Here is a 25,562-nt window from a genome sequence, read left to right as displayed (position 1 = left end):
TGGCTAAGGTGATGTTCTCAATCGGCTTTTGAACGCTCGCTGAAGATGAACACGTCCAGGGAATCAGCGTAGGGGTCCGCGGTTTCCAAAAGCTTAAGGAACCCTTGCGGGAAACCCCGGGAATCGCCGCGATTTGCATCCGAATTTGTGCGTCGCACAAGATTCTTGACTTTTTTGTGCGTTGCACTAATTTTGGGCGCAGTCAGGGAGCCGGGCTTCCGGACCAAGAGCCAGGGAAAAGGATTCCGAAATGTTCAAGGTTGAAGACTTTCAGAGCTACGGGAAAGAGCACTTCGAGCAGTGCGTTGCCTCCGCAACGTCGGTGCAGCACGGCCTCCAGGCGATCGCCAGCGCGTATGGCGACTACACCAAGAAGTCGTTCGAAGACACCAAGTCCTTTGTCGAGAAGCTTTCCGGCGTGAAGTCGATGGACAAGGCCATGGAAGCGCAGACCGACTTCGCCCGTTCCGCCTACGAGACCTTCGTTGCGGAATCGCAGAAGATCGCCGGCCTCTACAGCGATCTTGCCAAGCAGGCGTTCAAGCCGGTCGAGACCATCGTGTCGAAGTTCACGCCGGCCGCCAACTAACGCCTTCTGGAAGTCCTGGAATCAAAAAGCCCGGCTGGTTCAGCCGGGCTTTTTTGTGTTTGTCGCGATCGAGATCTGTTTCAGCGCGCCACGCGCAGCTTCGACAGCGACGTTCCGATGTCCATGAGGACCGACACGGTCTGGCTCGCCGACGTCATCAGACAGAATTTGTGGGCGCTGCTCGCGCGCTCGACGCGGATCGCTGCCGGTATTCACCTGCACCGTGTGGATCGTGATGTTTGCCTCGGCGTTGTCGCAAGCTTCTGCCGTGCGTCAATTTGCGAGGCCTTGCTGTACCAGCGGTTCTGCGTGTCGAGACCGTCAGCATGGTCGCGTCCAACGCGCGCGAGTTGTCGACCGACACGGCTGCCAGCGGCGGGCAGGCAGAACATGGCGATCCTCAAGATCGGTGATTTTGCCCGATTTGGCGCCACGCGATTGAGCGGCAGATAAACCGGACCGTAAAAAACCCGAGATATCGGCGGGAAACGGCCGCGGCCGCCTTGATGGCGGGTTCCTGCTCAAGACGTTCTAAACGGTCGCGGCGGAAATTTTTGTCAAATCGGTCTGGATTGATTAACCTTGCTCAGGATCGCCCGGACCGGGAATCGGGATTGCCTCGGCCAGATTGGCCAGTGCGTCGACGCTTGCGGCGAGCCGGGGGCAGGCCCATATTCCCAGCAATCGATCCGGGCCTGACCGGACTGGTTGGAAGCGGCGATCCAACACGGCGGTGCGCCCGTGCGAGGCTCCGGAGGGAGGAGCCGCGCGGCCGACCGTCACTCGCTTCCGTGGGGAATTGAACGCCTGAGCCATGCCGCACCTGACTTCCAGACCAGATCTCTCCGCGCCAGCCGCTGCCCGCGCTCCTCGCATGAGCAATGACGAGAACCGTACGGGCGGACCGACGGGGCCCAATACGTCCGTCATCACCAAGGTCAAACCGAAGACCAAACGGCCGAACCTGTATCGTGTGCTGATCCTGAACGACGACTACACGCCGATGGAATTCGTGGTCCATGTGCTGGAGAAGTTCTTTCAGAAGGACGTCGAGGCCGCAACCAAGATCATGCTGCACGTCCATCATCACGGCATCGGCGAGTGCGGCGTGTTCACCTACGAGATCGCCGAAACCAAGGTGACGCAGGTGATGGATTTCGCCCGCAAGCACCAGCATCCGCTGCAATGCGTGATGGAGAAGAAATAAGACGCCTTGCGCGTTTCGCAGACGGCCTTTGTGTACGTCGCAGTGTGATCGTGGCGTGATATGCGCGCGATGTCGGTTTCGGTCGACCAGCGTGCGAAAATCTGTCTCCGCGCCGAATCCCGCCCAAATCGGAACGGGTTTTGCATCGAGAATACCGCAGGCATGTCGCCGCCGAGTCGCGGAACCGGTCTTTCGCCGCGATCTTGTATAACTATATGTGACAAAGGTTGTTGTTGCCTGACCGGGCGATGGCGATCATGATGGTGGGGGCCATAGAGGACGCGAATGCCGACTTTTTCCCAAAGCCTTGAACAATCCCTGCATCGTGCACTGGCGATCGCAAACGAGCGTCATCACCAATACGCGACGCTCGAGCATCTCTTGCTCTCCCTGATCGACGACTCCGATGCAGCCGCCGTCATGCGCGCCTGTAGCGTCGACCTCGACAAGCTCCGCACGAGCCTTGTCAATTATCTTGAAACCGAATTCGAGAATCTGGTGACGGATGGCGCCGACGACGCCAAGCCGACCGCCGGATTCCAGCGCGTCATCCAGCGCGCGGTGATTCACGTGCAGTCGTCCGGTCGCGAAGAGGTGACAGGCGCCAACGTGCTGATCGCGATCTTCGCCGAACGCGAGAGCCATGCCGCCTACTTCCTGCAAGAGCAGGACATGACGCGCTACGATGCCGTCAACTACATCAGCCACGGCATCGCCAAGCGACCGGGCGTCTCCGAGGCGCGCCCCGTGCGCGGCGTCGACGAGGAGACCGAGACCAAGGGCAGCGAGGACGCCAAGAAGAAGGGCGAGGCGCTCGAGACCTATTGCGTCAACCTCAACAAGAAGGCGCGCGACGGCAAGATCGATCCGGTGATCGGACGCAATTCCGAGATCAACCGCGCGATCCAGGTGCTGTGCCGCCGGCAGAAGAACAACCCGCTGTTCGTGGGCGAAGCCGGCGTCGGCAAGACCGCGATCGCGGAGGGCCTCGCCAAGCGCATCGTCGACAGCGAAGTGCCGGAAGTTCTGGCGGCTGCCACCGTGTTCTCGCTGGATATGGGCACGCTGCTCGCCGGCACGCGCTATCGCGGCGATTTCGAGGAGCGCCTGAAGCAGGTGCTGAAGGAGCTCGAGGCGCATCCCAACGCCATCCTGTTCATCGACGAGATCCACACCGTGATCGGTGCGGGCGCGACGTCGGGCGGGGCGATGGATGCCTCCAACCTGCTCAAGCCCGCGCTCGCCTCGGGCACGATCCGCTGCATGGGCTCGACGACCTACAAGGAATACCGCCAGCACTTCGAGAAGGACCGCGCGCTGGTGCGGCGCTTCCAGAAGATCGACATCAACGAGCCGACCGTCGAGGACGCCATCGCAATCCTCAAGGGCCTCAAGCCGTATTTCGAGGACTATCACCGGCTGAAGTACACCAACGAAGCGATCGAGGCCGCTGTTCAGCTCTCCTCGCGCTACATCCACGACCGCAAGCTGCCGGACAAGGCGATCGACGTGATCGACGAATCCGGAGCGGCGCAGATGCTGGTCGCCGAGAACAAGCGCAAGAAGACGATCGGCATCAAGGAGATCGAGACCACGATCGCCTCGATGGCGCGGATCCCGCCGAAGAGCGTGTCGAAGGACGATGCCGAGGTGCTCAAGCATCTCGAGCAGACCCTGAAGCGCACCGTGTTCGGCCAGGACAAGGCGATCGAATCGCTCGCCGCATCGATCAAGCTGGCGCGTGCGGGCTTGCGCGAGCCGGAGAAGCCGATCGGCTGCTACCTGTTCTCGGGTCCCACCGGCGTCGGCAAGACGGAAGTGGCAAAGCAGCTTGCGGCAAGCCTCGGCGTCGAGCTGTTGCGCTTCGACATGTCCGAATACATGGAGCGGCACACCGTGTCGCGCCTGATCGGCGCGCCTCCCGGCTATGTCGGCTTCGACCAGGGCGGCCTGCTCACCGACGGCGTCGACCAGCATCCGCATTGCGTGGTGCTGCTCGATGAAATCGAGAAGGCGCATCCCGACCTCTACAACGTGCTGCTCCAGATCATGGATCACGGCCGGCTCACCGACCACAACGGCAAGCAGGTCAATTTCCGCAACGTGATCCTGATCATGACCACGAATGCGGGCGCGGCGGATCTCGCCAAGCAGGCGTTCGGCTTCACCCGATCCAAGCGTGAAGGCGACGACCACGAGGCGATCAACCGGCAGTTCGCGCCGGAATTCCGCAATCGTCTCGATGCCGTCGTCTCGTTCGGCCATCTCAGCGTCGAGGTGATCGGCACGGTGGTGGAGAAGTTCGTGCTTCAGCTCGAAGCGCAGCTCGGCGACCGCGACGTTACCATCGAACTGTCCGAGCCCGCCAAGACCTGGCTGGTCCAGCACGGTTACGACGAGCAGATGGGCGCGCGTCCGATGGCCCGCGTGATCCAGGAGCACATCAAGAAGCCGCTGGCGGATGAGGTGCTGTTCGGCAAGCTTAAGGGCGGTGGCCACGTCCGCGTCGTTCTGGTCAAGGACGAGGCCGACGAGACCAAGGACAAGATCGGTTTCGAGTTCCTCGATGGCCCGGTCACGCCGAAGCAGGAGAAGCTCCCAGGCGCCCGCAAGCGTCCGCCGGGCAAGTCGAAGCCGGGCGGTCCTGGCGGCTCGAAGGGGCCGACGAAGGGCCCGTTGGTCAAGGCTTGATCTATATGTGATGAAACCGAAAAGGCCGGCTCAAGAGCCGGCCTTTTTGTTTACGTTCCAGTGCAGGGCTCTAAGTGCCGGTGTCAGGCGCGGGCGCTGCCGGCGGCCGTGGTTTCTTCGGCGCGGGTGGCCGCGCGCGTGCAGGGACCGATGGTTGCATCGTCACGATGACCGGGTTCGGCTTGTGATCGGTTGCCGCGCCGGTTGCGGCGTCAACGCCCATGCCGATGAGGCCACCGGCCAGCAGATTGCCGGCGAAGCCGGCGGCACCGGTACCTGAAACCTCCTTGGTGAGTTGCACCGTCTGGGGTTGATAGCCTTCCTTCTCGAAGGTGATCGTGATGTCGGCGCTACGCTTGGCGACGATGGCACATGGCGTGGTGCAGGTTGTGGGCACTTCGAGCCCGGACACCATGGCTTCCACGCCTGATGGTGTCGATGAGATGCTGATATTTTCAGTCGTGCCGCGCGTGACGGACGCGCAGCCGCCCAGCATGACGCTGAGCGCCACAATTCCAAATGAACGCATGAAATGCCCCTAATTCCCCGTGCCAGTGAAGCGCAACTAGGGCGCGAGTGCAATATGTCATTGGTCCAGATAGTTAGGCCACGCACCGGTTGTGCGTGAATGCAGCGGGAACCTGCGCGTGGGCCTCGTTATTCGCCGCGCAGGCGCTGGTCGTCCTGTACGCGGACCCGCTCGGCGCCGCGCGCGCCTGACGGTGAGAGCCGCAGCATGCTCAGCACCGCGCCGCAAAGTGCGAAGCCGACGCCGGTGAGGAGCGCGATCCGGGTTCCTTCGATTGGATAGCGGCCGAGGAATAGCGCCACCAGCGCCGCCCCGGTGGTCTGGCCGAGCAGCCGCGCCGTGCCCAGCATGCCGCTGGCGCCGCCGGCCCTTTCGCGCGGGGCGGCCGCGATCATGGTGCGGTTGTTGGGGGTCTGGAACAGGCCGAAGCCGGCCCCGGCCAGCGCCATCCGCCAGATCACGTCGAGCAGCGTTGGCGTGGCAGGCAGAAGGGCGAGCGCGCCGAGGCCGCAGGCGAACAGCGTAAGCCCGATGCCGCCGAGCAGGCCAGCCGGATAATGCTCGACCAGGCGGCCGGCCAGCGGCGCCGCGAACGCCACCGCGATCGGCCATGGCGTGATCAGGAGGCCCATATGCACCGCCGAATAGCCGAAGCGGCTCTGGAGGTAGAAGGGGATCGCGACGAAGGCCAGCATTTGCCCGCAGAACGAGGCGATCGAGGTCGCGATCGACAACGCGAACACCGGGATGCGCAACAGGTCGACCGGCAATAGCGGCGAGGTCACGTGGGTTTCGCGGTAGATCAGCAGCGCACCCGCGACCGTAGCGACGGCGAATTGAACGAGACAGGTGATGGCGGCCTCGCCATGACCGACACTGTCGACGGCTGCAATGCCGACCCCGAAGGTGATCGCGGAGAGGCCTGCGCTCTGCCAGTCGAAGGAACGGCTCGCAGGCTTCGTATGCGGCAGGCTGCGCAAGCCCAGCACCAGCGTCACCACGCCGAGCGGCACGTTGATCGCGAACAGCCAGGGCCAGCTTCCAACCGCCAGGATGCCCGCGGCAAGGGTCGGGCCGACCGCGGCCGAGCAGGCGACGACGAGCGCGTTGAGCCCGATGCCGCGGCCGAGCTGGCTGCGCGGATAGGTGAAACGCACCAGCGCCGCATTGACGCTCATGATGCCGGCCGCACCAAAGCCCTGGATGATGCGCGCGATCGTCAGCAGCGGAAGCGTATCGGCCAGCGCGCAGAAGGCGGAGGCGAGCGTGAACAGTGCGAGCCCGGCCAGATAGACGCGGCGATAGCCGACGATCTCGCCGAGCGAAGCCAGCGGCAGCAGCGAGATCGTGATCGCGAGCTGATAGCCGTTGACGATCCAGATCGAGAAGGCCGGGCTTGCGTTGAGGTCGGCCGCGATCGTCGGCAGCGCCACGTTAGCGATAGCGCTGTCGACGACGGCCATGATGATGCCGAGCGCAATGGTCAGCACGGCCTGGTTGCGCTGCGGCTGCGGCAGGCCGTCGGCATGCTCGATGGGGGCGGACATGATGGAGGCGGGCTTGATTCGAGCCGTGGTTCGTCTCCGGCTTAGGAAATTGCACGATTGACCGCAACCCGGCAGGACACGGACAGTTCCTGTGCCGGAAGGGGGGCTCCGGCACTGAGGGCAGTCGACAGGACGGCTTTCGCAGCCTGCCGACAATTTTGTATTTCCGAAGTGGCCCTACACCGCCGGCGGGTTGCGGTCGGTGAAGGTGGTGCGCTGATGCCAGTAGGGATAGGGCAGCGTCACCTTGCTCGCGGCATCGAGCTTTGCGATCTGGTCCTTGGTCAGTGACCAGCCGACCGCGCCCAGATTTTCGCGAAGCTGGGTTTCGTTGCGCGCGCCGATGATCAGCGTCGAGACCGTCGGACGCTGCAGCAGCCAGTTCAGTGCGATCTGTGACACGCTCTTTCCGGTTTCCCTGGCGACCTCGTCGATCGCGTCCACGACGCGGTAGACGTGCTCATCCGACACCGGCGGTCCGAAATCGGCCGTCTTCGGCAGGCGGCTGACCTCCGGCTTTGGCTGACCCCGCCGAATCTTGCCGGTGAGGCGCCCCCATCCGAGCGGCGACCAGATCACCGCGCCAAGTCCCTGATCGAGCCCGAGCGGCATCAGTTCCCATTCGTAGTCGCGCCCGATCAATGAATAGTAGGTCTGGTTGGCGACGTAGCGCGGGAAGCCGTGCTTGTCGGCAACAGAGAGCGACTTCATCAGGTGCCAGCCTGAAAAATTCGAGACGCCGACGTAGCGGATCTTGCCGGCGCGCACGAGCACATCGAGGGTGCTCAGCACCTCTTCAGGCGGGGTGAAGGCGTCGAAGCCGTGAAGCTGGAACAGGTCGATGTAGTCGGTACCGAGTCGGCTCAGCGAACCATCGATGGCTGCGAGCAGATGCTGCCGCGACGAGCCGATATCGTTGGGCCCATCGCCGAAGCGGAAGGTGGCCTTGGTCGAGATCAAAACCTTGTCGCGGCGGCCCTTGATGGCCTCGCCGAGAACACGCTCGGATTCGCCAAGCGAATAGACGTCGGCGGTGTCGAACATCGACACGCCGGCATCGAGGCAGATATCCAGAAGGCGCCGGGCCTCGGTCGCGTTCGTCGTGCCCCACGCGGCAAGACGGCCAACGCCGCCGAACGTGCCCGTTCCCAAGCTCAAGGCAGGCACCATGAGGCCTGACCGGCCCAAGCGTCGGTATTCCATCGATATGCTCCTCGGCTGGCCGCTGGTTGATCAATGCGGTCTTGGTGCCGAAGCTAGCGCAAGCAAGCGCCTCGTCCTATCACGCGCTCACATACCGGCCTTGCTCGGGGACGCGCTAGTCATGCCGAAGCATGTCATCGAACGCGGCATCGACGATCCGTTGGCCGGCGATCTTCGCTGGCGCCTGCGCCTCGCTGGCGGCTGCGACAGTGGTCGTGCAGGCGAGCTCGGTGTTGCGGGCCTGCTGCGGTAGAAGAGTCAAACTCCACCCCACCAGGACCAGCACCGCGAGCCGGATCGCGATCGCACCCAGCAACAGCTCCGATCCGCTTATCGTCGCCTGAGTCCTCATGCACGCCAGCCTGAGGCACGCGAGGTGACAAGACAATCTGGAATTGGCGAGCGCCGCCTTCGTCCAGAGCGAAGGCTTGCGGAGATGACCGCTCAGTGCCGCAACTGGCTCTGCCTGAAGTCGCGCGGCGACATCCCGAAATGTTCGCGGAAGACACGGCCGAAATGCGAGAGGTCGTTGAAGCCCCAGGCAAACGCGATCTCGCTGACATGGCGATGGGCCAGCACGGGCGAGGCGAGGTCGCGTTTGCATTGGGCGAGACGCTCGGCCAGCACATGGCGCTGGAACGAGGTGTCCTCGTCGGCGAGGAGGTCGTTGACATAGCGTGGCGAGATGCCGAGCGTGGCCGCGGCCTCCGACAGCGAGAGGTCGGGATCGGAGAGGTGCGTTCGAATGTGCGCCTTCAGCCGGTAGAGCAGGGCGGAGCGATGGGTCGAGGATGGCAGCGATGACTTGCCGAGCCGCTCGCTCAGTGCCATTGCGAGCAGATCGACGGCCTGTTCCGACAAGGCCGCGGCATTGTCGGGGGCAAGTCGGTCCGCGCTCTGGCAGAGGCGGAAGATGAAATCGTAGGCGAGCCGGTCGAGCGGCACGTCGGCGCCGGACGACATCGCGGTGAGTGTCTCGGTGGCGCCGAGCCGGCGCTGCAACATTTGGCGCGGCACCTTGAAGATGGTTTGCGTAAACGTATCGTTGAACTTCAGCTCGTAGGGACGCGTCGTGTCATAGAGCGCGAACTCGCCCGGATGGATCACGGTCTCGCGGCCGTCCTGCACCACACCACCGTCGCCGCGATTGCCGAGCGCGACCAGGACAAAGTCCTGATCCGAACGCGCGATGCGGGACGGCGTCCGGAACACGTGTTGGCGGTCCGAGCGGACCTCGGAGCACACCGCTTGGCCGAGCGGGGCCTGCGTGACCGAGCCGCGAAAAGCGCTGCCGAGGTCGGACTTGCAGTCGAGCCCGACGAAGACGTCGCAGACGATATCCTGCCACAGCGCCAGCCGCCGGTAGCCGGGGCTGCCGTCCGTCGTGAACTGGATTGGCATCTGGAGAGCCTCCCTTTCACATTCCGCAAAATAGCGTGTGGCCCGATCCGAGGCAAATCCCGTACCGGGCCGGCGATGCCGTCCGGTCGAGTTTTTGTTCCGCCGCGGTCGAGCGCCCCGCCGCACGGCTTGGCCAAATAGACTGCATCGGACGTGGCTTCCGATCAACCGGCAATGGAGGCGGCAATGGGCATCGAACATCCGAAATACAAGGTCGCGGTGGTGCAGGCGGCGCCCGCTTGGCTCGATCTCGACGCCTCGATCGACAAGTCGATCGCGCTGATCAGGGAGGCGGCGGAAAAGGGCGCCCGCCTGATTGCCTTTCCCGAGGCGTTCATTCCCGGCTACCCTTGGTACATCTGGATGGACTCGCCGGCCTGGGCGATCGGCCGCGGCTTCGTGCAGCGCTATTTCGACAATTCGCTGTCCTACGACAGCCCGCAGGCCGAGCGGCTGCGTGACGCCGTCCGTAAGGCGAGACTTACCGCCGTGTTCGGCCTGTCCGAGCGCGACGGCGGCAGCCTGTATCTTGCGCAATGGCTGATCGGCCCCGATGGCGAAACGATCGCGAAGCGCCGCAAGCTGCGGCCGACCCATGCCGAGCGCACGGTCTACGGCGAGGGCGACGGCAGCGATCTCGCCGTGCACGCGAGGGCCGACATCGGCCGCATCGGCGCGCTGTGCTGCTGGGAACATCTCCAGCCGCTCTCGAAATACGCGATGTACGCCCAGAACGAGCAGGTCCATGTCGCGGCATGGCCGAGCTTTTCGCTCTACGATCCCTTTGCGCCGGCGCTCGGCGCCGAGGTCAACAACGCTGCCTCGCGTGTCTATGCGGTCGAAGGCTCCTGCTTCGTGCTCGCGCCTTGCGCGACGGTGTCGCAGGCGATGATCGACGAACTCTGCGACCGACCCGACAAGAACGCGTTGCTGCATGTCGGCGGCGGCTTTGCGGCGATCTACGGCCCCGACGGTAGCCAGATCGGCGACAAGCTGGCGCCGGACCAGGAGGGCCTCCTGATCGCGGAGATCGACCTTGGCGCCATCGGCGTTGCCAAGAATGCGGCGGATCCCGCCGGGCACTATTCGCGCCCCGACGTGACACGGCTGCTGCTCAACAAGAAGCGATACCAGCGCGTCGAGCAGTTCGCGCTGCCCGTCGACACCATTGATCCCGTCGAGATCGCGGCGGCGGCGAGCTGATCGCTGAATCAAGAGGGGAGGACGATCATGGAATCCGCAATTCCTCTGCATCTCGAAACCTCGCGGACGCGCCACAAGCGCGTGCCGGATGATTACCAGCCGCCATATCCGTCATTCGTGGCACGCTACAAGCCCGCCGTCAGCCGCGTCGTGATGGCCTATTTCGGTGTGCAGTACAGCGGTGCGACACCGGCGGCCGCGACAGGAGCGCTTGCTGAAATCGTGGGGTGCTTTGCTGCGGAGGCCGGTCCCTCGCATTGGGATCGCGCGCATTACGTCGACCAAGCCGGCCATGACAACGTGGTTTCCGTCGCCTACTGGGACGACATCGCGCGCTTCGACGTCTGGTTCGCGCCGGCACGCGAGGCGTGGACCGGAAAGCAGCGCGAAGGCATCGGCACCTTCATCGAGGTCCTGCGTCCCGCCGTGGCACGGCACGAGACGCTGTTCTCCTCGTTCGACCGGCCTGAAGGTGTCGCGGTGATTGCCGAGGGCATGAGCGGCGAGGTGCAGGAGCACGCCTATTGGGGCGGCATGCGCGATCGAATCCCGCTGTCGCAGACCGACGTGATGACACCCGGCGGCAACCCCGAACTGGTCCGCGACGGCGCACGCCTGCGCGTGAAGGCGCATGACAATCTTTGCCTTATCCGCTCAGGGCAGGACTGGAGTGACACCGAAGCGTCCGAGCGAAAGCTCTATCTCGAAGACGTCGAACCGGTGCTGCGCGAGGGTATGGAATTTTTGCGCGACGATGGCCTCGGCATCGGCTGTTACGCAAACCGCTATATGCAGGTGGTCGCGGCTGACGGCAGCGTCAGTGAAAAGTCCTACGGCCAGAGCTGGTGGAAGAGCCTCGCCGCACTGGAACGCTGGGCGGAGTCGCATCCGACCCATGTCAGGATCTTCGGTGCGGCGATGAAATATCTCTCGACGCTCGGGCCGTCAGCGAAACTGCGGCTCTATCACGAGGTCACCGTCGCCGCCGCGGACGAGCAGTTCTTCGAATATCTGAACTGCCATCCGAAAACGGGCCTGCTGGCCGCGGTCGAGACGGTCAGTGCCTAGGCCACGCAATGGCCGAGCAGCTCCGGATGCGTGGCGCAGATGTGATGCGCGCCGGCATCCCTCAGCTCGGCTTCGCTGCCATAGCCATAGAGCACGCCGATCGCCGTCATGCCGTTGGTTCTGGCGCCGATCACGTCATGGCTGCGGTCACCGATCATGATTGCGCTGCTCGGATCCACCTTGGCTTCGTCGAGCACGTAGCGCAGCAGGTCGCGCTTGTCGACGCGCGTGCCATCGAGCTCGGAACCGTACACCCGCTCGAAATATGGCTTCAGGCCGAAATGCTCGACGATGCGGGTGGCGTAGACCGCGGGCTTGCTGGTCGCCACGAACATGCGCCGACGTGTTGCTGCGAGCGAGGACAATGTGTCGGTAATTCCGCCATAGGCCTCGTTCTCGAACAGGCCGACATCGCTGAAGCGTTCGCGATAGAGCAGCAGCGCCTGGTCGGCGAGTTCCGCGCTGCCGGTCAGCTTTTGCAGGCTAGCATGCAGCGGCGGGCCGATACACCAGGTCAGTTCATCCTCGCTCGGCACGGCAAGGCTGAGCCGCTCCAACGCGTACTGGATGGAGCGGGTGATACCGGGTTTTGGATCGGTCAGCGTGCCGTCGAGATCGAAAAAGATTGTAGCCATGCTGGCCATGCCCGTGTTGATGCCACCGTCTGTTGCTTGACCTAAACGAGGCCGCAGGCCAAGGCAACGCCGCCTCGTCGATGTCGCGTACCGTTTTAAGGCTCGCTATTGGCAGGGCATAAGCGTAAAGTCGCGCCATCACCGCCCTTCCCATGGCATCCATCGGTGACTGAGGGTCACTAGCGCTCCCGCCGAACCAGGAGGAGCGCGCATGCCTCGGTTTAATCTGGCCGACTGGATCGTACCGCCGGTGATCGTCCCGCTGTTTCTATTGCTTCTGGTGGCCGCCGCGGCTCTTCTGCATGGATAGGACGGTGCTCCAATATCTGGTGAGCGGACGCGATCAAAGCGGCTACGTGAGCTTGGCTCGCGCCACGACGGCTGCCGCTCTGAAGAAGGCAAGGGAGCTGCTGCGGGAAGGCTATATTGACGTGCGGATCTGCACGCCGCAAGGCCGGATTCTGCTCTCTGACGAGTTCGACCAGTTCGAGGCATGAAGAGCCGCCGGCGGTCCGTCAAAGCGGCGCGCCGGATTCTCCGACAGGAAACATAACTGCATGAAAATACTTATGATCGCATTGGCGCTTGGCGCTTTTGTGCAAAGTGCTGTCGCGAAGGAGCCGGACTGCCGTGCGATCGAAAGCACGAGCGGACGGCTCGCCTGTTACGATGCTGCGTTTCCGCCGAAAGCGACGACGCCCGCCGCTTCGGAAGGCGACCTATCTCGGGCTCCCTATAAAGATCCGTTCATTGCGGAAGAAGCCCGCACCGCGGCGAAACTGAAGAATATCTGTCGCGGATGTTGAGGGAGCCGTCATGGTCCGCGAAACAACCAGCGGCGTGCAGGCGTTTAGCGCCGGCAAGGCGAGCTTCCGACTGGCTTCGACTGAATCCCACAGGTCGCGGTCGAGCGGATCTTGGCGGAGGAGCACAGATGGGCGAGCGACTTGAAACACTGAAGAAGGCCCGCGATCGCATGATCGAGGACAGGGACGCGCATGCCAAAGTGCTGGCCGCGCCCTTTGTGCGCGACACCGCCGAGCGGGCGCGCAACAAGTTCGTGGAGATCCAGGCGCTGATCGACGCCCTCGACCGCGCCATCAAGGGCGAAAATCTGGTTCCCGTCACGAATTGAAACAGCGCAAGGCGATATCGCCGACGTCCCGTCTCAGGGGAGCGGTCGCATGCCGTTGGTCGCTGCGAAGCCTTATTGCTGTCGCGCCCAATCGACGATCGCTGTGGCATCGTTGCCGGCCTGCGCCTCCCAGGCGGCGATCGTGCTTGTCGCAGCGCTGCGAAGTGCCACCACGAGAAATTGCGGTGCGGGCTCGACGATGGCGACGCCGTTGTCGCGCATGCGTGCGTAATTCTCGGAGGTCCGATGGGCCAGCAGCGCGAACTGGCTCTGCTCGGTCTCGGCCGCCGCGGCCATCACCTCGCGCCGCATCGGCTCGGACAGCGCGGCAAACGCCTCGCTCCGGACGAAGGCGATCGAGATCGGCATCGCGTAGTTGATGGCGGTGAAATGCGGCAGGAAGTCCCAGAGCTTGCGTCCAGCACCGCCGTCGCCGGAGGTGAGGAACGCGTTCAACTGGTGCTCCTTCAATCCGGCAAGCGCTTTGTCCATTGGCAGGAACTGCGCATTGGCGCCGGCCGCGCGCATCACTGCGCTGGAATTGGCGTCGTAGGCCCGCAGGTTCAGCTTTGCCAGATCGTCGGCGCTCGTGAGCGCATGATCCGACCAGAGGCCGGTCGCCGGCCAGATCGTCAGATAGAGCAGCTTGAGGCCACGCGCGGCGAAGGCTTTTTCGTAGAGCGGGCGTGCCCGTGCATTGGTGGCACGGGCAACGTCGACCGATTGCACCAGAAAGGGCAGGGTGGACAATCCGAGCACGGGATCAAGGCCCGAGAGCGCGCCCGCGAAGGCGTCGCCTCCGGCGATCCGGCCGTCCAGCGCGGCGCGGGGCATCTCGCCCGAATTGATCTTGAGCTCGTTATCGAAGGCGTTGGTCACGGTCACGAAACCGTTTGTGCGCGCCGCGACACGATCGGCGAAAGTGGTGAGGCCGATCCCGGAAATGTTGTTTTGCGGATATTCCGTGGTCATCCGCCAGCTGACTTGCGCCATGGCCGGCGCGGCGGACAGGACGAGGACGGTCAAGGCAAGGAACGCGCGGATCCGTTTGGCGGGGAAGCGCATTGGGAGAAGCAGGTCAGGTAGCATATATTGGCAACTCATTGAACCATGGCACGATGCCACGATATGGCGGATCAGTTTGTTGCATGCCGCGCCGGCGCGCGCCATCATCATGCCTGCACGAGATGGGTGCAGATTGCGTCGTCCATCATCATCACGGTGCTCGTCTCGGTGTCACAGGCTGCAGCGGAGGACAGCTCGCCTGCAAAGACGAATGTCGCCATCCCCAGCGCCGAAGAGCCCGCGAGACCGCCGGAGAAGCCCGATGCGCGCGAGAGCGACACGCGGGAGTCGATCTGCCTGATCGTCGAGGCCGCCGCGCGCGATGCCAATCTCCCGCTGGAATTCTTCGCCCGGGTGATCTGGCAGGAAAGCCACTTCCAGGCCGATGCGGTCGGTCCGGTGACACGGAGCGGCGCGCAGGCGCAGGGGATTGCGCAGTTCATGCCGGGCACCGCGAGCGAGCGCGGGCTGCTCAATCCCTTCAATCCGGTGCAGGCGCTGCCGAAATCGGCGGAGTTCCTGAACGAGCTGCGCAATCAGTTCGGCAATCTCGGTCTTGCAGCGGCCGCCTACAACGCCGGGCCGCGGCGGGTGCAGGAATGGCTCGCCGGCACCGGTCCGATGCCGGAGCAGACACGCAACTATGTCCTCGCCATCACCGGCACGAGCGTCGATGCCTGGGCCAAGGCAGGCAGCACCGGCAAGGGGCCGGCGAGCGCGCCGCCGACCAGCTGCCGTGACCTCATGGCTCTCCTCAAGCGCGCACCTAATGCCTTCGTCGCCGAGCTCGAGCAGCATGTGGAGCTCGCGGCCGCAAAGATCTGGGGCGTGCAGCTCGCCGCCGGCTTCGACCGCAACAGGGCGCTGGCGACGTATTCCCGCGCCGTCACGCGGCTCGGCGCCGTGATCGGCGAGCGCGATCCGAGTCTGCTGAGCTCGGTGATGCGCAGCCGCGGCACGCGCGCGTTCTACCAGGTGCGGATCGGCGCAGATACGCGAGCCGAGGCGGATGATCTGTGCAATCGCATCCGGAAGGCCGGCGGCGCCTGCTTCGTGCTGAAGAACCGGGGTGTGAGCGGGTAGGGCGCACCACCCGCGCATGCCAGCCCCGCCGCGCGCTTCCTTGACGAGGCCCGTCGCGTTGCCCGTTATGCAGGCACGATTCCTCACCCCGGCCAAGACTCCCGTGGCGCTTCCTCCGCTCGATTCACCTGAATGGCAAAGTCCCTTGCGCGCGTTCGCGTGGGGGCTGCGTTCGATCACGCAGACGATCCTGACCATCGTGCTGTTCGTGACCTATCTCGGCATCGGCGCGCTCGCCCACGATACTCATTTCAGTTTGCTCTGGGCGCTCTGCTCGACGCTGTTCGTCTGGGCAGGCCCGGCGCAGATCATCCTGATCACCACGCTCGGCTCGGGTGCGACCATCATCCAGTCGGCGATTGCGGTGACGGTCAGCGCGATCCGCCTGTTTCCAATGGTGGTCTCGGTGCTGCCGCTGATGCGCACGCCGACGACCAAACGGCGCGAGCTGGTCTTCGCCGCGCATCTCACCGCCGTGACCCTGTGGGTCGAATGCCACCGCTTCCTGCCGCAGGTGCCGCGCGAGCGGCGGATCGCCTTCGTCCACGGGCTCGGCTGCGGCCTCGTGTCGGTGTGCCTCTGCGCCAACACGGTCGGCTATTTCCTCGCCGCCAATCTCACGCAGACGCTTGGCGCCGCGATCCTGCTGCTGACGCCGCTGTCCTTTCTGTTCTCGACCGCGCGCAACAGCCGGGAGGCCGCCGACGTCGTGGCGCTGGCGCTGGGAATCTTGCTCTATCCGCTGGCCGCCAAGATGAACTCCGGCCTCGACATCCTCGTCAGCGGCATGGTGGCCGGTACGATCGCCTACGGCGTGCATTGGTGGCGGGAGGTGCGCGCATGAATCTTGCGCAGCTCATCGGCGACTGGCACGCGCTGGCGGTGCTGTTCGTCGCCGGCGTCGTTCCCAATCAGGTGTGGCGCATGCTGGGCCTGTGGTTCGGCGGCGGCATCGACGAGGGCTCGGAGCTGCTGGTCTGGGTGAGAGCAGTCGCCACCGCAATCCTGGCCGGCGTCATCGCCCAGATCGTGGTCGAGCCGCCGGGCGCGCTGGCAAGCGTGCCTGACGTCCTGCGCTACGGCGCGGTCGCCGCCGGCCTTGCCGTCTTCCTGCTGGCCCGCCGCTCGATCTTCGCGGGCGTGGTGACAGGCGAAGTCTTCATGCTGGCCGGCACGTGGTGGTTGGGCTAAAACGTTCGCCAACAGCAAGGAACAGGAACTATGGTTCGCGAACAGGAGCTCCGCGAAGGCGAGCTCGCCATCGAGCTGCCGCCGGCGCAAGATGCCGGCCTCGTCTTTATCGGCCGCATCCGCACGCCCTGGACCTCGCGGCTGGAGACACCGCGGCAGGGCCGCCATGATGGCCCGATATGCCGGCTCGAGATCTTCGAGCCGTTCGTGCCGGCCATCAAGGGCGTCGATTTCTACAGCAATCTCGAAGTGCTGTACTGGCTCGACAAGTCGCGCCGCGACATCATCCTGCAAAGCCCGAAGAACAACGAAAAGACCCGCGGCACGTTTTCGCTGCGCTCGCCGGTCCGGCCCAATCCGATCGGCACGTCGATCGTGAAGCTGGTCGGCATCGAGGGCAATGCGATCCTGGTGCGCGGCCTCGACTGTATCGACAATACGCCGTTGATCGACATCAAGCCCGATCGCTGCGAGTTCACGCCATTGGCGGCGCCGCAGCCGGGGGATTTTCAGACGGAGTAGGGGGCGGCGATCGTAACCCGCATGGAGCGCAGCGGAATGCGGGGGAGGTCCCGGATTGCGCTCCGCTCCATCCGGGCTACAGGGGCTGAGATCTATCCCGCCTGCAGCGCCGCAATCAGCTTGGTTGCGTTCTCTTCCAGCACCTTGACGTCTTCCTTGCGGCTGGCGGGCGGCAGCATGGCCACGCCGTCGTGGCGCGGCATGACGTGCATGTGCAGATGAAACACCACCTGTCCGCCGGCGGGCTCGTTGAACTGCTGCACGGTGATGCCGTCGGCGTTGAACGCCTTCATCGAGGCGGCTGCGATCTTGTGTGTGCCGCGCGCGACATGGGCGTAGTCGTCGGGCTTGATGTCGAGGATGTTGCGGGCAGGGGCCTTCGGGATCACCAGCGTATGGCCCGGCACGCGCGGCATGATGTCGAGGAAGGCGAACACATGCTCGTCCTCGTAGACCTTGTGGCAGGGAAATTCGCCGCGCAGGATCTTTGCAAAGATGTTGTTTGGGTCATAGGCGGTCATGACGCGGCTCCCTCGAATTTTGCGCTTACTGTCACCAGCCAAGCGAGGGCGTCAAGGCGCCTCGTCGGCGTCCCTCCGGAACGGTCCGAGCTCCGCCAGCTCACGTCCGGCCTCCGCGACATAGGCGCGCTCGCGCTTGAGGTAGTCGTCGATGGCGCGGCGCAGGCCGGGGTCTGCGATGAAGTGGGCGGAGTGGGTCGTCCGCGGCAGGTAGCCGCGCGCGATCTTGTGTTCGCCCTGAGCGCCCGCCTCGACATTCATGAGGCCGTGTTTGATCGCGAAGTCGATCGCCTGATAGTAGCAGACCTCGAAATGCAGGAACGGATGATGTTCGACCGCACCCCAATTGCGGCCGAACAGCGTGTCCGAGCCGATGAAGTTGATCGCGCCCGCGATCCAACGGTCGTTGCGGCGGGCCATGATCAGCAGCACGTCCTCGCTCATGGTCTCGCCGATCAGCGAGAAGAACTCGCGCGTCAGGTACGGACGCCCCCATTTGCGCGAGCCGGTCTCCATGTAGAACGCGAAGAAGGCGTCCCAGGCATCCTCGGTAATGTCCTTGCCGGTGAGCCAGTGGATGGTGATACCGGCGGCGAGCGCGTCGCGCCGCTCGCGCTTGATCGATTTGCGATGGCGCGAGTTCAGCGTCGCGAGGAAGTCGTCGAAACTCGCAAAGCCGTCATTGTGCCAGTGGAACTGCTGATCGGTGCGCTGCAGGAAGCCGTGCTCGGCGAGCAGCTTCCACTCCGCCTCGCGCGCGAAGGTGACGTGCACCGAGGAGGCCTTGCTGACGCCGCACAACGCCACCAATCCGCTCGCCAGCGCCTCTGTGACGCGCTCGCGGTCGACGCCATCGCGGACCAGCAGCCGCGGCCCGGTCGCCGGGGTGAAGGGAACCGCGACCTGAAGCTTCGGATAATAGCGTCCGCCGGCGCGCTCATAGGCGTCCGCCCAGCCGCGGTCAAAGACGTATTCGCCTTGCGAGTGCGATTTGAGATAGCAGGGCACCACGCCCGCGACGCGCCCGTCGAGCTTGGCCACGAGATGCCGCGGGCCCCAGCCGGTGCGGATGGTCGCCGAACCCGATTTCTCGACGGCGGAGAGAAATGCGTGCGAGACGAAGGGGTTATAGGCGGGCTTTAAGAAGCCGAGGGAATCGCCTGGAAGGGCGGATGAGGTTCCCGCGCCATGCCCGTTGCAAGGCTTCTCGTTGAGAGCCTTGCCGGGATTGGCGCAGACGTCCCAGTCGTCAGGTGAAACTTCGCCGATAGACGGTACGGCCTCAAGGGTGATTTCGGATGATGCCATCGCGCCAAAGATCGTGCATTGCGGCAGCCACTTCAAGAGTGGGGAACATCATGCCTGCGGCACGAATCCCTCAAAAATCATCTGGTCGGCATATTGCCCGACCCGCGTCCGCTGCTCGCCCGTGCGGACGGTCCAGCCGAGCAGGGCGCAGCCGAAAACGTTACGGGCGATCCAGGGGGCGGGGGCCGGCAGGTGGTCGACCTTGAAGGCGACAAAATGCGGCTGGGTCTGGAAGCCGTGGCGCAGGTACAACATGCCGTCGCGCTGCTCCTGCGTCAGCTTCGCCCAGTACTCGTCCTCATAGGTGCGCTGCGCGACGATGCCGCGCGGACGCGAGGGCAGCAGCTCGCGCAGCGCCAGCACCTGGTCGGGATCGAAGGACATGCCGACGGCGGGGCCGTCATAGGACGCCAGCACCTCGGCCATCCGCTTCACCAGCTTGCGGTCGCCGCCAAAATGGCTCTTCACCTCGATTACCAGCGGCACGCGGCCGGCGACCATGGCGCAGAGGTTGGACAGCGACATCATCCGCTCGTCCGTGTCCTTGAACTTGAGGGCCTTCAGTTCCGCTGCGGTCCTCTCGGCCACCTCGCCGGTGGCCTCGGTGAGGCGGCCGAGCGCATGGTCGTGGTGCACCATGGCCTCGCCGTCCGAGGAGAGCTGGATATCAACCTCGATCGAGAAATTGCCCGCGATCGCAGCCTGCACCGCGCCCGGCATGTTCTCGACGATGCCACGGGAAATGTCATGGAGGCCGCGATGGGCGACCGGCCGGGCTGTCAGCCAATCGGGAACGCGCATTCGCGTCAGGCGACCTCGAACACGCCTTCGACCTCGACCGCCGCATCCGCGGGCAGGGAGGCGACGCCGACGGTGGTGCGGGCATGGCGGCCCTTGTCGCCGAAGGCTGCGACCATCAGGTCGGAGGCCCCATTCAGCACTTTCGGCCCGTCCAGGAAATCGGGTGCCGAGTTGATGAAGCCGCCGAGGCGAACCACGCGGACGACCTTGTCGAGGTCGCCGAGCGCCGCCTTGACCTGGGCCAGCAGGTTGACGGCGCAGCCGCGCGCGGCAGCGGCGCCGTCCTCGATCGAGACGCCGGCGCCGAGCTTGCCCTTGGCGATCAGCTTGCCGGCGGGATCGAAGCAGACCTGGCCGGAGACGAACAGCAAATTGCCGGTGCGCACGAACGGCACGTAGTTGGCCACGGGGGTCGGGGCCTCGTGGAGCTTGATGCCCTGTTCCGCCAGTTTCTGCTCGACCGTGCCCGCCATCTTCGACCTCGTTGTCCAAAAATCATCCGCCGGGCCGCGTCCGTTCGGAGGCCCGGCGCGCCCTGTTTCGCCCATCGTGCCGCCACATGCAAGCAACCGGAGGGGTCTGCAATTTGTTGAGGGAGGGCAGGCGGTTCAACGCAGGGGCCGCAACTTTACGTGAAACGGCCTCAGTTGCGACGCAATGGAACGGTCATTAAAGTGTCGAATCTGCGCTTCCCAAAGGACGCATCCTCAAGGACCAGACATGGTGCACCTTTTCCGGACTTCGCTCGGTGTGATCGCGCTCGGGGCGGCCGTGTTTGGCCCTGGAGGCGTCGCGCAGGCCGCCAACGGGCCGTTCCTCGCGCATCAGGCGCTGTATGATCTGAGCCTCGTCAAATCGCGCTCCAATTCGGTCAACGGTGCGCGGGGCCGCATCCTCTACAATTTCACCGGAAGTTCCTGCGAGGGCTACACCTCCGAATTCCGCCAGGTTTCCGAGCTCGACAGCGGCGAGGGCAAGGTCACGCTCAGCGACCTCCGCTCCAATTCCTGGGAGGACGCCGCGGGCAAGAGCTACCGCTTCAAGATCGAGACGCGGATGAACGAGGCCGATGCCGGCCGGGTCGACGGTTCGGCCGAGCGCGACGGCGACCACATCAACGTCAAGCTGAAGCTGCCGGCGCCGAAGAGCTTTACGCTCGACGGCTCGATCGTGTTCCCGACCGAGCAGATCCAGCGCATCATCGCTGCCGCCCGGGACGGCAAGTCGCTGCTTGAGCTCTCCGTCTATGACGGCTCCGACGACGGCCAGAAGGTCTACAACACGCTGACCGTGATCGGCCAGCCGATCCCCGCTGAGCGCGCCACCGCGTCCGACCCGTCGACCTCGGACGAGCACATGAAGTCGCTGAAGCGCTGGCCCGTCACCGTGAGCTATTTCGACCGCGAGGCCCAGCAGAAGGAAGGCGAGCAGACGCCGGTCTACGCGATGGCGTTCGAGCTCTACGAAAACGGCGTCTCGCGCCAGCTCGTGCTCGATTACAACGATTTCGTGATTTCGGGCGCGATGGGCAAGTTCGACGTCAAGGACAGCAAGCCCTGTAATTGAGGGCGAGACGTCTAGCCCTTGTCGTACTCTGCGGTTACGCTTGCTCCCAACGACAACAAACCTCCGGGAGCCAGCCATGCCCAAACTCGACCATCTCCGCCCCAGCGGCCTGCACCACAATCCCGCCTATTCCCACGTCGTCACCGCCACCGGCGCGCGCACCATCTACATCTCCGGCCAGGTGTCCGTGGACGAGGAGGGCCGAATCGTAGGTGAGGGCGATATTGCCGCGCAGACGACGCAGGTGATGCAGAATCTCGGCCACGCGCTGAAGGCGGCCGGCGCGAGCTACGCCAACATCGTGAAGATCACGACCTTCGTGGTGAACTACAAACCGGAGCTGCGCCCGATCATCGGCAAGGCCCGGTCCGCTTTCTTCGAAGGCATGGAGCCGCCGGCCTCGACCCTCGTCGGTGTCTCGGCACTCGCTGCGCCGGAATGGCTGATCGAGATCGAGGCCGTGGCGGTGGCGGATTGAGGTCTTTCCCGTAGCTCGCGACGCTGCTCCGGCTACGGCCCACTCATCACTCCTGCGCCTTCTCCGGCCCTTCGTAAGCAATCCCGCGGATCACTGCGGCGTTGCCGAACTTCTTGCGCAGGCTGTCCACCGCGCGTTCGGCATGCGCGGCGCGGCGGTCGAGCATGTCGGTGTCGTCGGCGGGCGAACCGTCGCGCAGCGCGCTGACGCCGGCGCCCATCAGGCGGAAGGCGGTGCCGTCGATCTCCTTGGCCAGCATCTCGCGGCAGATCGAGAAGATCTTGGCGGCGAGCTGGGTCGGGGCGGCGATCGATCGCGAGCGGGTGCGCTGGCGGAAATCGGCGGTCTTCAGCTTCAGCGTGACGGTCGAGCCGGCGAGCTCGCTGCTCTTGAGCCGCGACGACGTCTTCTCGCACAGCCGCCACAAAATCTTCTCCAGTGTCGCGAAATCGCGGATATCGGTCTCGAAGGTGGTCTCGCTGGAAATCGTCTTGGCGCCGCGGTCGGGCTCGACGCGGCGGTCGTCGATGCCGCGCGCGAGCCGCCACAGCCTCCGGCCCTCGCTTGGAAACTGCCGCATCATCTCGATCTCGTCGGCCTTCTGGAGGTCGGAGATCATGCGGAAGCCGCGCTGCACGAGGCGCTCCTGCGTGGCCGGCCCGACGCCGAAGATGAACCCGACCGGTTTGTCGGCCAGCATCGTGCGCGCTTCCTTCTGGTCGATCGCGGCAAACCCGCGCGGCTTGTCAAGGTCGGAGGCGATCTTGGCCAGGAACTTGTTGCAGGACAGGCCGACCGAGACGGAGATGCCGATGTCGCGCTCGACGTCGCGGGCAAAGCGCGCCAGCACCTTGGCGGGGATCATGCCGTGCACGCGCTCGGTGCCGGAGAGATCGAGGAAGGCCTCGTCGATCGAGAGCGGCTCGACCAGCGGCGTCAGCGCCTGCATCGCCTGCCGCACCTCGCGGCCGACGCGGACGTATTTGGCCATGTCGGGCGGGATCACGGTCGCATGCGGGCAGGCCTCCAGGGCCTTGAACATGGGCATGGCCGAGCGCACCCCGTAGGTGCGTGCGATGTAGCAGGCGGCCGACACCACGCCGCGCTTGCCGCCGCCGATGATGACCGGCCTGTCGGCGATCTCGGGGTTGTCGCGCTTCTCGACGGTCGCATAGAAGGCGTCACAGTCGATATGGGCGATGGTCAGGCTCGCGAGCGCCTGATGGCGGACGAGGCGAGGGGAACCGCAAGCCACACAGCGCCGCACGCCCCGATCCTGATCGGCCAGACAATCCCGGCAGAAGCAGCGGGGCCCGGCCGGATCGGAGGGGGTCACGGCACGTCACGCTCCCAGGAGCGGTCGCCGAGCGCGTCGCCCAGGACCTGCCGCGCCGCAGCGACGTTAGTCGGATGCAGCTCCGCGGTGCTGGCAAAGGCCTTCACGGTGGAGTCATCGCGCATCAGGAAATCGAGCACGCTGAGGAGGAAATTCGGGTCCGAGGCGGCATCGCGCAGGGTCTCGGGACCGACGCCTGTCTCAGCCAGGAACAGGCCCAGCCGCTCCGGCTCGCTCGCGACGAAAGACAGCGCCTGAATCGCAACGATTTCAGCGACTTCGCGGGGGTTGTGAACAGGCTTTTTCACGGAGCCGGTTTGCCTTTCCGTTAACTTTCGGTGTCTACTTTGAAACCATCATGCCCGAGTCTCCGCCTTGAGTCTTGCGACCCCCGACAAGCAACTGGAAACCACATCGCAGAAAGTCGCCCCTCGGGTTTAACGAAACTCAAGCGAATTCGAGGCTAGTTTGAATCCAGTTTTCGAAGCGCCGGTGAGCGGCGCCTGAGGCGTCACATGTATCGGTCCGCGGACCAATCAGGAGGACGGGATGGCTAAGACCGTCCTGATCGTGGAAGACAACGAGCTCAACATGAAGCTCTTCCGCGACCTGTTGGAGGCGCACGGCTACCAGACTACGGGCACCAGCAACGGATATGAGGCGCTCGATCTCGTTCGCAAGATGCGCCCTGACCTGGTGCTGATGGATATCCAGTTGCCGCAGGTCTCAGGGCTCGAGGTGACGCGCTGGATCAAGGACGATCCGGAGCTGCGCTCCATACCGGTCGTCGCGGTCACGGCGTTCGCGATGAAGGGCGACGAAGAGCGCATCCGCGAGGGCGGCTGCGAGGCCTATTTGTCCAAGCCGATCTCGGTCGGCAAATTCATTGAGACGGTCCGACGTTTTATCGGATAGGAAGTGAGTTCACAGTGTCCGCGCGTATCCTCGTTGTCGATGACGTCCCTGCCAACGTCAAGCTGCTAGAGGCCCGTCTGTCCGCCGAATATTTCGACGTGATGACCGCCTCGAACGGCACCGAGGCGCTCGCGATCTGCGCCCGCGCCGAATGCGACATCATCCTGCTCGACGTGATGATGCCCGACATGGACGGCTTCGAAGTCTGCCGCCGCCTGAAGAGCGATCCGACCACCCACCACATCCCGGTCGTGATGGTCACGGCGCTCGACAGCCCGGCCGACCGCAACCGCGGGCTGGAAGCCGGCGCCGACGATTTTCTCACCAAACCCGTCTCCGACATCGTGCTGATCGCGCGCGTGCGCTCGCTGACGCGGCTGAAGATGATGACCGATGAGCTGCGCATGCGCGCCATCACCTCGCTCGAGATCGGCATGCAGGCGCCCGAGCGCAGCGCCGTCTCCGACACCGGCAAGGGCGGCCGCGTCCTGCTGGTCGACGATCGCGAGTCCTCCTATGAGCGGCTGGCGACGATCCTCGCCGCCGAGCACACCATCGACGTCGAGCCGAACCCGACGGAAGCGTTGTTCCACGCCGCCGAGGGCAATTACGACCTCCTGATCGTCTCGCTCGACCTCAACAATTTCGACGGCCTGCGGCTCTGCAGTCAGGCGCGCTCGCTGGAGCGTACGCGCCACGTGCCGATCCTGGCGATCGCCGACCCCGAGAATTCGACGCGGCTGCTGCGTGGGCTCGAGATCGGCGTCAACGATTATCTGCTCCGCCCCATCGACAAGACCGAGCTGCTGGCGCGCGCCCGCACCCAGATCCGCCGCCGCCGCTACACGGACCATCTGCGCGACAACGTGCAGAACTCGATCGAGATGGCGATCACCGACGCGCTCACCGGCCTGCACAATCGCCGCTACATGGAGAGCCATCTGGCGACGCTCGCCGAGCAGGCCGCGACCCGCGGCAAGCCGCTCGCGCTCATGATCCTCGACATCGACTATTTCAAGTCGATCAACGACAATTACGGACACGACGCCGGCGACGACGTGCTGCGCGAATTCGCGGTGCGCGTGCGCAAGTCGATCCGCGGTATCGATCTCGCCTGCCGCTACGGCGGCGAGGAGTTCGTCATCGTAATGCCGGAGACCGATCTCCACGTTGCCGGCATGGTCGCCGAACGCCTGCGCCGCTCGATCGCGGGCGAACCGTTCGCCGTGCACAAGGGCACCAAGCGCATCGAGGTCACGATCTCGATCGGCCTGACCACGCTGGAGCAGAAGGGCGAGGCGGTCGCCGACGTCCTCAAGCGCGCCGACACCGCGCTCTATCGCGCCAAGCATGACGGGCGCAACCGGGTGGTCTCGCACGCGGCGTGAGGCCGCCTGCAACAAAAAATGCGAAAACAACCCATGCACAGTAGCCGGCGCTAACGGGACCAATGGCTTACGCAGGCGGCAAAAACCGCTCGCGCGGGTTGCAAGCCTGTTTGACTCGTCGGGCAAAACAGGAGCATGTTGGTAAGGTCGAGCGGCATGTGAGTAAACGCTGTCGCTGCG

At 64.6% G+C, this 25,562-nt stretch carries 29 protein-coding genes; 16 read left to right on the top strand and 13 right to left on the bottom strand.

Translation table 11 applies throughout. The annotated features are described in order from the left end of the window. The first annotated feature begins 250 nt into the window (after window positions 1-250). The 3 genes from QSV46_RS21610 to clpA all read left to right on the top strand — a co-directional run bounded on the left by QSV46_RS21610 (window position 251) and on the right by clpA (window position 4,487). Window positions 251-589 (top strand): phasin family protein, encoded by a 339-nt coding sequence (locus QSV46_RS21610; RefSeq protein ID WP_314956237.1) that lies wholly within the window; start codon window positions 251-253, stop codon window positions 587-589. Window positions 590-1,463: 874 nt separating this feature from the next. After that, window positions 1,464-1,796, top strand: a complete 333-nt coding sequence (clpS, locus tag QSV46_RS21605) for an ATP-dependent Clp protease adapter ClpS (RefSeq protein WP_314956234.1) — start codon at window positions 1,464-1,466, stop codon at window positions 1,794-1,796. A 285-nt stretch (window positions 1,797-2,081) separates the two neighbouring features. Then, window positions 2,082-4,487, top strand: coding sequence for an ATP-dependent Clp protease ATP-binding subunit ClpA (gene clpA / locus QSV46_RS21600; RefSeq protein WP_314956231.1), 2,406 nt, complete (start codon window positions 2,082-2,084; stop codon window positions 4,485-4,487). A 70-nt stretch (window positions 4,488-4,557) separates the two neighbouring features. Here clpA and QSV46_RS21595 read toward each other — a convergent pair whose 3' ends face one another. The 5 genes from QSV46_RS21595 to QSV46_RS21575 all read right to left on the bottom strand — a co-directional run bounded on the left by QSV46_RS21595 (window position 4,558) and on the right by QSV46_RS21575 (window position 9,167). Continuing rightward, a complete protein-coding gene (locus QSV46_RS21595; RefSeq protein WP_314956228.1) occupies window positions 4,558-5,016 on the bottom strand; it encodes a translation initiation factor 2 in 459 nt (152 codons plus the stop codon). Between the two features lie 128 nt (window positions 5,017-5,144). Next, window positions 5,145-6,563: an MFS transporter gene (locus QSV46_RS21590; RefSeq protein ID WP_314956226.1), complete on the bottom strand. Its 1,419-nt coding sequence runs from the start codon at window positions 6,561-6,563 to the stop codon at window positions 5,145-5,147. 177 nt (window positions 6,564-6,740) lie between these two features. Continuing rightward, window positions 6,741-7,766, bottom strand: a complete 1,026-nt coding sequence (locus QSV46_RS21585; RefSeq protein ID WP_314956223.1) for an aldo/keto reductase — start codon at window positions 7,764-7,766, stop codon at window positions 6,741-6,743. 115 nt (window positions 7,767-7,881) lie between these two features. After that, window positions 7,882-8,082 (bottom strand): hypothetical protein, encoded by a 201-nt coding sequence (locus QSV46_RS21580; protein ID WP_314956220.1) that lies wholly within the window; start codon window positions 8,080-8,082, stop codon window positions 7,882-7,884. A 128-nt stretch (window positions 8,083-8,210) separates the two neighbouring features. After that, a complete protein-coding gene (locus tag QSV46_RS21575) occupies window positions 8,211-9,167 on the bottom strand; it encodes a helix-turn-helix domain-containing protein (RefSeq protein WP_314956217.1) in 957 nt (318 codons plus the stop codon). A gap of 186 nt (window positions 9,168-9,353) precedes the next feature. On the opposite strand from QSV46_RS21575, the gene QSV46_RS21570 reads away from it, so the two are divergent. Further along, window positions 9,354-10,370: a carbon-nitrogen hydrolase family protein gene (locus QSV46_RS21570; protein WP_314956214.1), complete on the top strand. Its 1,017-nt coding sequence runs from the start codon at window positions 9,354-9,356 to the stop codon at window positions 10,368-10,370. A 27-nt stretch (window positions 10,371-10,397) separates the two neighbouring features. Then, window positions 10,398-11,438: a phenylacetaldoxime dehydratase family protein gene (locus tag QSV46_RS21565; protein WP_314956211.1), complete on the top strand. Its 1,041-nt coding sequence runs from the start codon at window positions 10,398-10,400 to the stop codon at window positions 11,436-11,438. On the opposite strand, the gene QSV46_RS21560 is transcribed toward QSV46_RS21565, so the two are convergent. After that, window positions 11,435-12,073: an HAD family hydrolase gene (locus QSV46_RS21560; protein ID WP_314956208.1), complete on the bottom strand. Its 639-nt coding sequence runs from the start codon at window positions 12,071-12,073 to the stop codon at window positions 11,435-11,437. The genes QSV46_RS21565 and QSV46_RS21560 overlap by 4 nt on opposite strands. Window positions 12,074-12,387: 314 nt before the next feature. Here QSV46_RS21560 and QSV46_RS21555 point away from each other — a divergent pair, with 314 nt between their 5' ends. From QSV46_RS21555 to QSV46_RS21545, 3 genes are all read left to right on the top strand, one after another. Beyond that, window positions 12,388-12,570 carry a hypothetical protein gene (locus QSV46_RS21555; RefSeq protein WP_314956206.1) on the top strand — a complete coding sequence of 61 codons (183 nt, stop codon included), beginning with the start codon at window positions 12,388-12,390 and terminating at the stop codon, window positions 12,568-12,570. A 60-nt stretch (window positions 12,571-12,630) separates the two neighbouring features. Next, a complete protein-coding gene (locus QSV46_RS21550) occupies window positions 12,631-12,879 on the top strand; it encodes a hypothetical protein (RefSeq protein WP_314956203.1) in 249 nt (82 codons plus the stop codon). Between the two features lie 128 nt (window positions 12,880-13,007). Next, window positions 13,008-13,208: a hypothetical protein gene (locus QSV46_RS21545; RefSeq protein WP_314956201.1), complete on the top strand. Its 201-nt coding sequence runs from the start codon at window positions 13,008-13,010 to the stop codon at window positions 13,206-13,208. Between the two features lie 72 nt (window positions 13,209-13,280). Here the strand turns inward: QSV46_RS21545 and QSV46_RS21540 are convergent, their stop codons facing one another. Next, entirely contained in the window at window positions 13,281-14,297 is a 1,017-nt protein-coding gene (locus QSV46_RS21540) for a TRAP transporter substrate-binding protein (protein WP_314956199.1), read from the bottom strand. Between the two features lie 39 nt (window positions 14,298-14,336). Here QSV46_RS21540 and QSV46_RS21535 point away from each other — a divergent pair, with 39 nt between their 5' ends. The 4 genes from QSV46_RS21535 to tsaA all read left to right on the top strand — a co-directional run bounded on the left by QSV46_RS21535 (window position 14,337) and on the right by tsaA (window position 17,069). Further along, on the top strand, window positions 14,337-15,356 hold the full coding sequence (locus tag QSV46_RS21535; RefSeq protein ID WP_409997194.1) for a transglycosylase SLT domain-containing protein: 1,020 nt from the start codon (window positions 14,337-14,339) through the stop codon (window positions 15,354-15,356). Between the two features lie 103 nt (window positions 15,357-15,459). Beyond that, window positions 15,460-16,200 carry an AzlC family ABC transporter permease gene (locus QSV46_RS21530; protein WP_314956990.1) on the top strand — a complete coding sequence of 247 codons (741 nt, stop codon included), beginning with the start codon at window positions 15,460-15,462 and terminating at the stop codon, window positions 16,198-16,200. After that, entirely contained in the window at window positions 16,197-16,547 is a 351-nt protein-coding gene (locus QSV46_RS21525; protein ID WP_314956192.1) for an AzlD domain-containing protein, read from the top strand. Before QSV46_RS21530 ends, QSV46_RS21525 begins: the two co-directional genes overlap by 4 nt. Before the next feature lie 30 nt (window positions 16,548-16,577). Next, the gene (gene tsaA / locus QSV46_RS21520) at window positions 16,578-17,069 is read left to right on the top strand and encodes a tRNA (N6-threonylcarbamoyladenosine(37)-N6)-methyltransferase TrmO (protein WP_314956190.1); all 492 of its coding nucleotides are present in this window, start codon (window positions 16,578-16,580) and stop codon (window positions 17,067-17,069) included. 92 nt (window positions 17,070-17,161) lie between these two features. On the opposite strand, the gene QSV46_RS21515 is transcribed toward tsaA, so the two are convergent. Genes QSV46_RS21515 through QSV46_RS21500 form a run of 4 tightly spaced genes read right to left on the bottom strand, consistent with a single transcriptional unit; the run spans window position 17,162 to window position 20,172 of the window. After that, window positions 17,162-17,590, bottom strand: a complete 429-nt coding sequence (locus QSV46_RS21515; protein ID WP_314956187.1) for an HIT family protein — start codon at window positions 17,588-17,590, stop codon at window positions 17,162-17,164. 51 nt (window positions 17,591-17,641) lie between these two features. Continuing rightward, a complete protein-coding gene (locus QSV46_RS21510; protein ID WP_314956185.1) occupies window positions 17,642-18,898 on the bottom strand; it encodes a GNAT family N-acetyltransferase in 1,257 nt (418 codons plus the stop codon). A 48-nt stretch (window positions 18,899-18,946) separates the two neighbouring features. Continuing rightward, window positions 18,947-19,699: a glycerophosphodiester phosphodiesterase gene (locus QSV46_RS21505; protein WP_314956182.1), complete on the bottom strand. Its 753-nt coding sequence runs from the start codon at window positions 19,697-19,699 to the stop codon at window positions 18,947-18,949. Between the two features lie 5 nt (window positions 19,700-19,704). Beyond that, window positions 19,705-20,172 (bottom strand): RidA family protein, encoded by a 468-nt coding sequence (locus QSV46_RS21500; protein WP_014494672.1) that lies wholly within the window; start codon window positions 20,170-20,172, stop codon window positions 19,705-19,707. A gap of 247 nt (window positions 20,173-20,419) precedes the next feature. Here QSV46_RS21500 and QSV46_RS21495 point away from each other — a divergent pair, with 247 nt between their 5' ends. Next, complete coding sequence (locus QSV46_RS21495; RefSeq protein ID WP_314956152.1) at window positions 20,420-21,265, top strand: cell envelope integrity EipB family protein; 846 nt, start codon at window positions 20,420-20,422, stop codon at window positions 21,263-21,265. A gap of 76 nt (window positions 21,266-21,341) precedes the next feature. Then, window positions 21,342-21,743, top strand: a complete 402-nt coding sequence (locus QSV46_RS21490) for a RidA family protein (protein ID WP_314956150.1) — start codon at window positions 21,342-21,344, stop codon at window positions 21,741-21,743. A 46-nt stretch (window positions 21,744-21,789) separates the two neighbouring features. Here QSV46_RS21490 and QSV46_RS21485 read toward each other — a convergent pair whose 3' ends face one another. Both QSV46_RS21485 and QSV46_RS21480 read right to left on the bottom strand, forming a co-directional pair. Beyond that, window positions 21,790-23,079 carry a DNA polymerase IV gene (locus QSV46_RS21485; RefSeq protein ID WP_314956147.1) on the bottom strand — a complete coding sequence of 430 codons (1,290 nt, stop codon included), beginning with the start codon at window positions 23,077-23,079 and terminating at the stop codon, window positions 21,790-21,792. Beyond that, window positions 23,076-23,387 (bottom strand): DUF3572 domain-containing protein, encoded by a 312-nt coding sequence (locus QSV46_RS21480; RefSeq protein ID WP_314956144.1) that lies wholly within the window; start codon window positions 23,385-23,387, stop codon window positions 23,076-23,078. Before QSV46_RS21480 ends, QSV46_RS21485 begins: the two co-directional genes overlap by 4 nt. Window positions 23,388-23,628: 241 nt before the next feature. Between QSV46_RS21480 and QSV46_RS21475 the strand changes: the two genes are divergently transcribed. Continuing rightward, window positions 23,629-23,994: a response regulator gene (locus QSV46_RS21475; protein WP_007603272.1), complete on the top strand. Its 366-nt coding sequence runs from the start codon at window positions 23,629-23,631 to the stop codon at window positions 23,992-23,994. Between the two features lie 14 nt (window positions 23,995-24,008). Further along, the gene (locus tag QSV46_RS21470) at window positions 24,009-25,382 is read left to right on the top strand and encodes a PleD family two-component system response regulator (RefSeq protein ID WP_314956125.1); all 1,374 of its coding nucleotides are present in this window, start codon (window positions 24,009-24,011) and stop codon (window positions 25,380-25,382) included. The last annotated feature ends 180 nt before the right edge of the window (window positions 25,383-25,562 follow it).

The sequence above is a fragment of the Bradyrhizobium cosmicum genome (assembly GCF_032290525.1).
GTDB classification, from domain to species: domain Bacteria; phylum Pseudomonadota; class Alphaproteobacteria; order Rhizobiales; family Xanthobacteraceae; genus Bradyrhizobium; species Bradyrhizobium cosmicum_A.
Note: the sequence above shows the minus strand (reverse complement) of the source record. Positions and strands in the feature narration are given on the sequence as shown.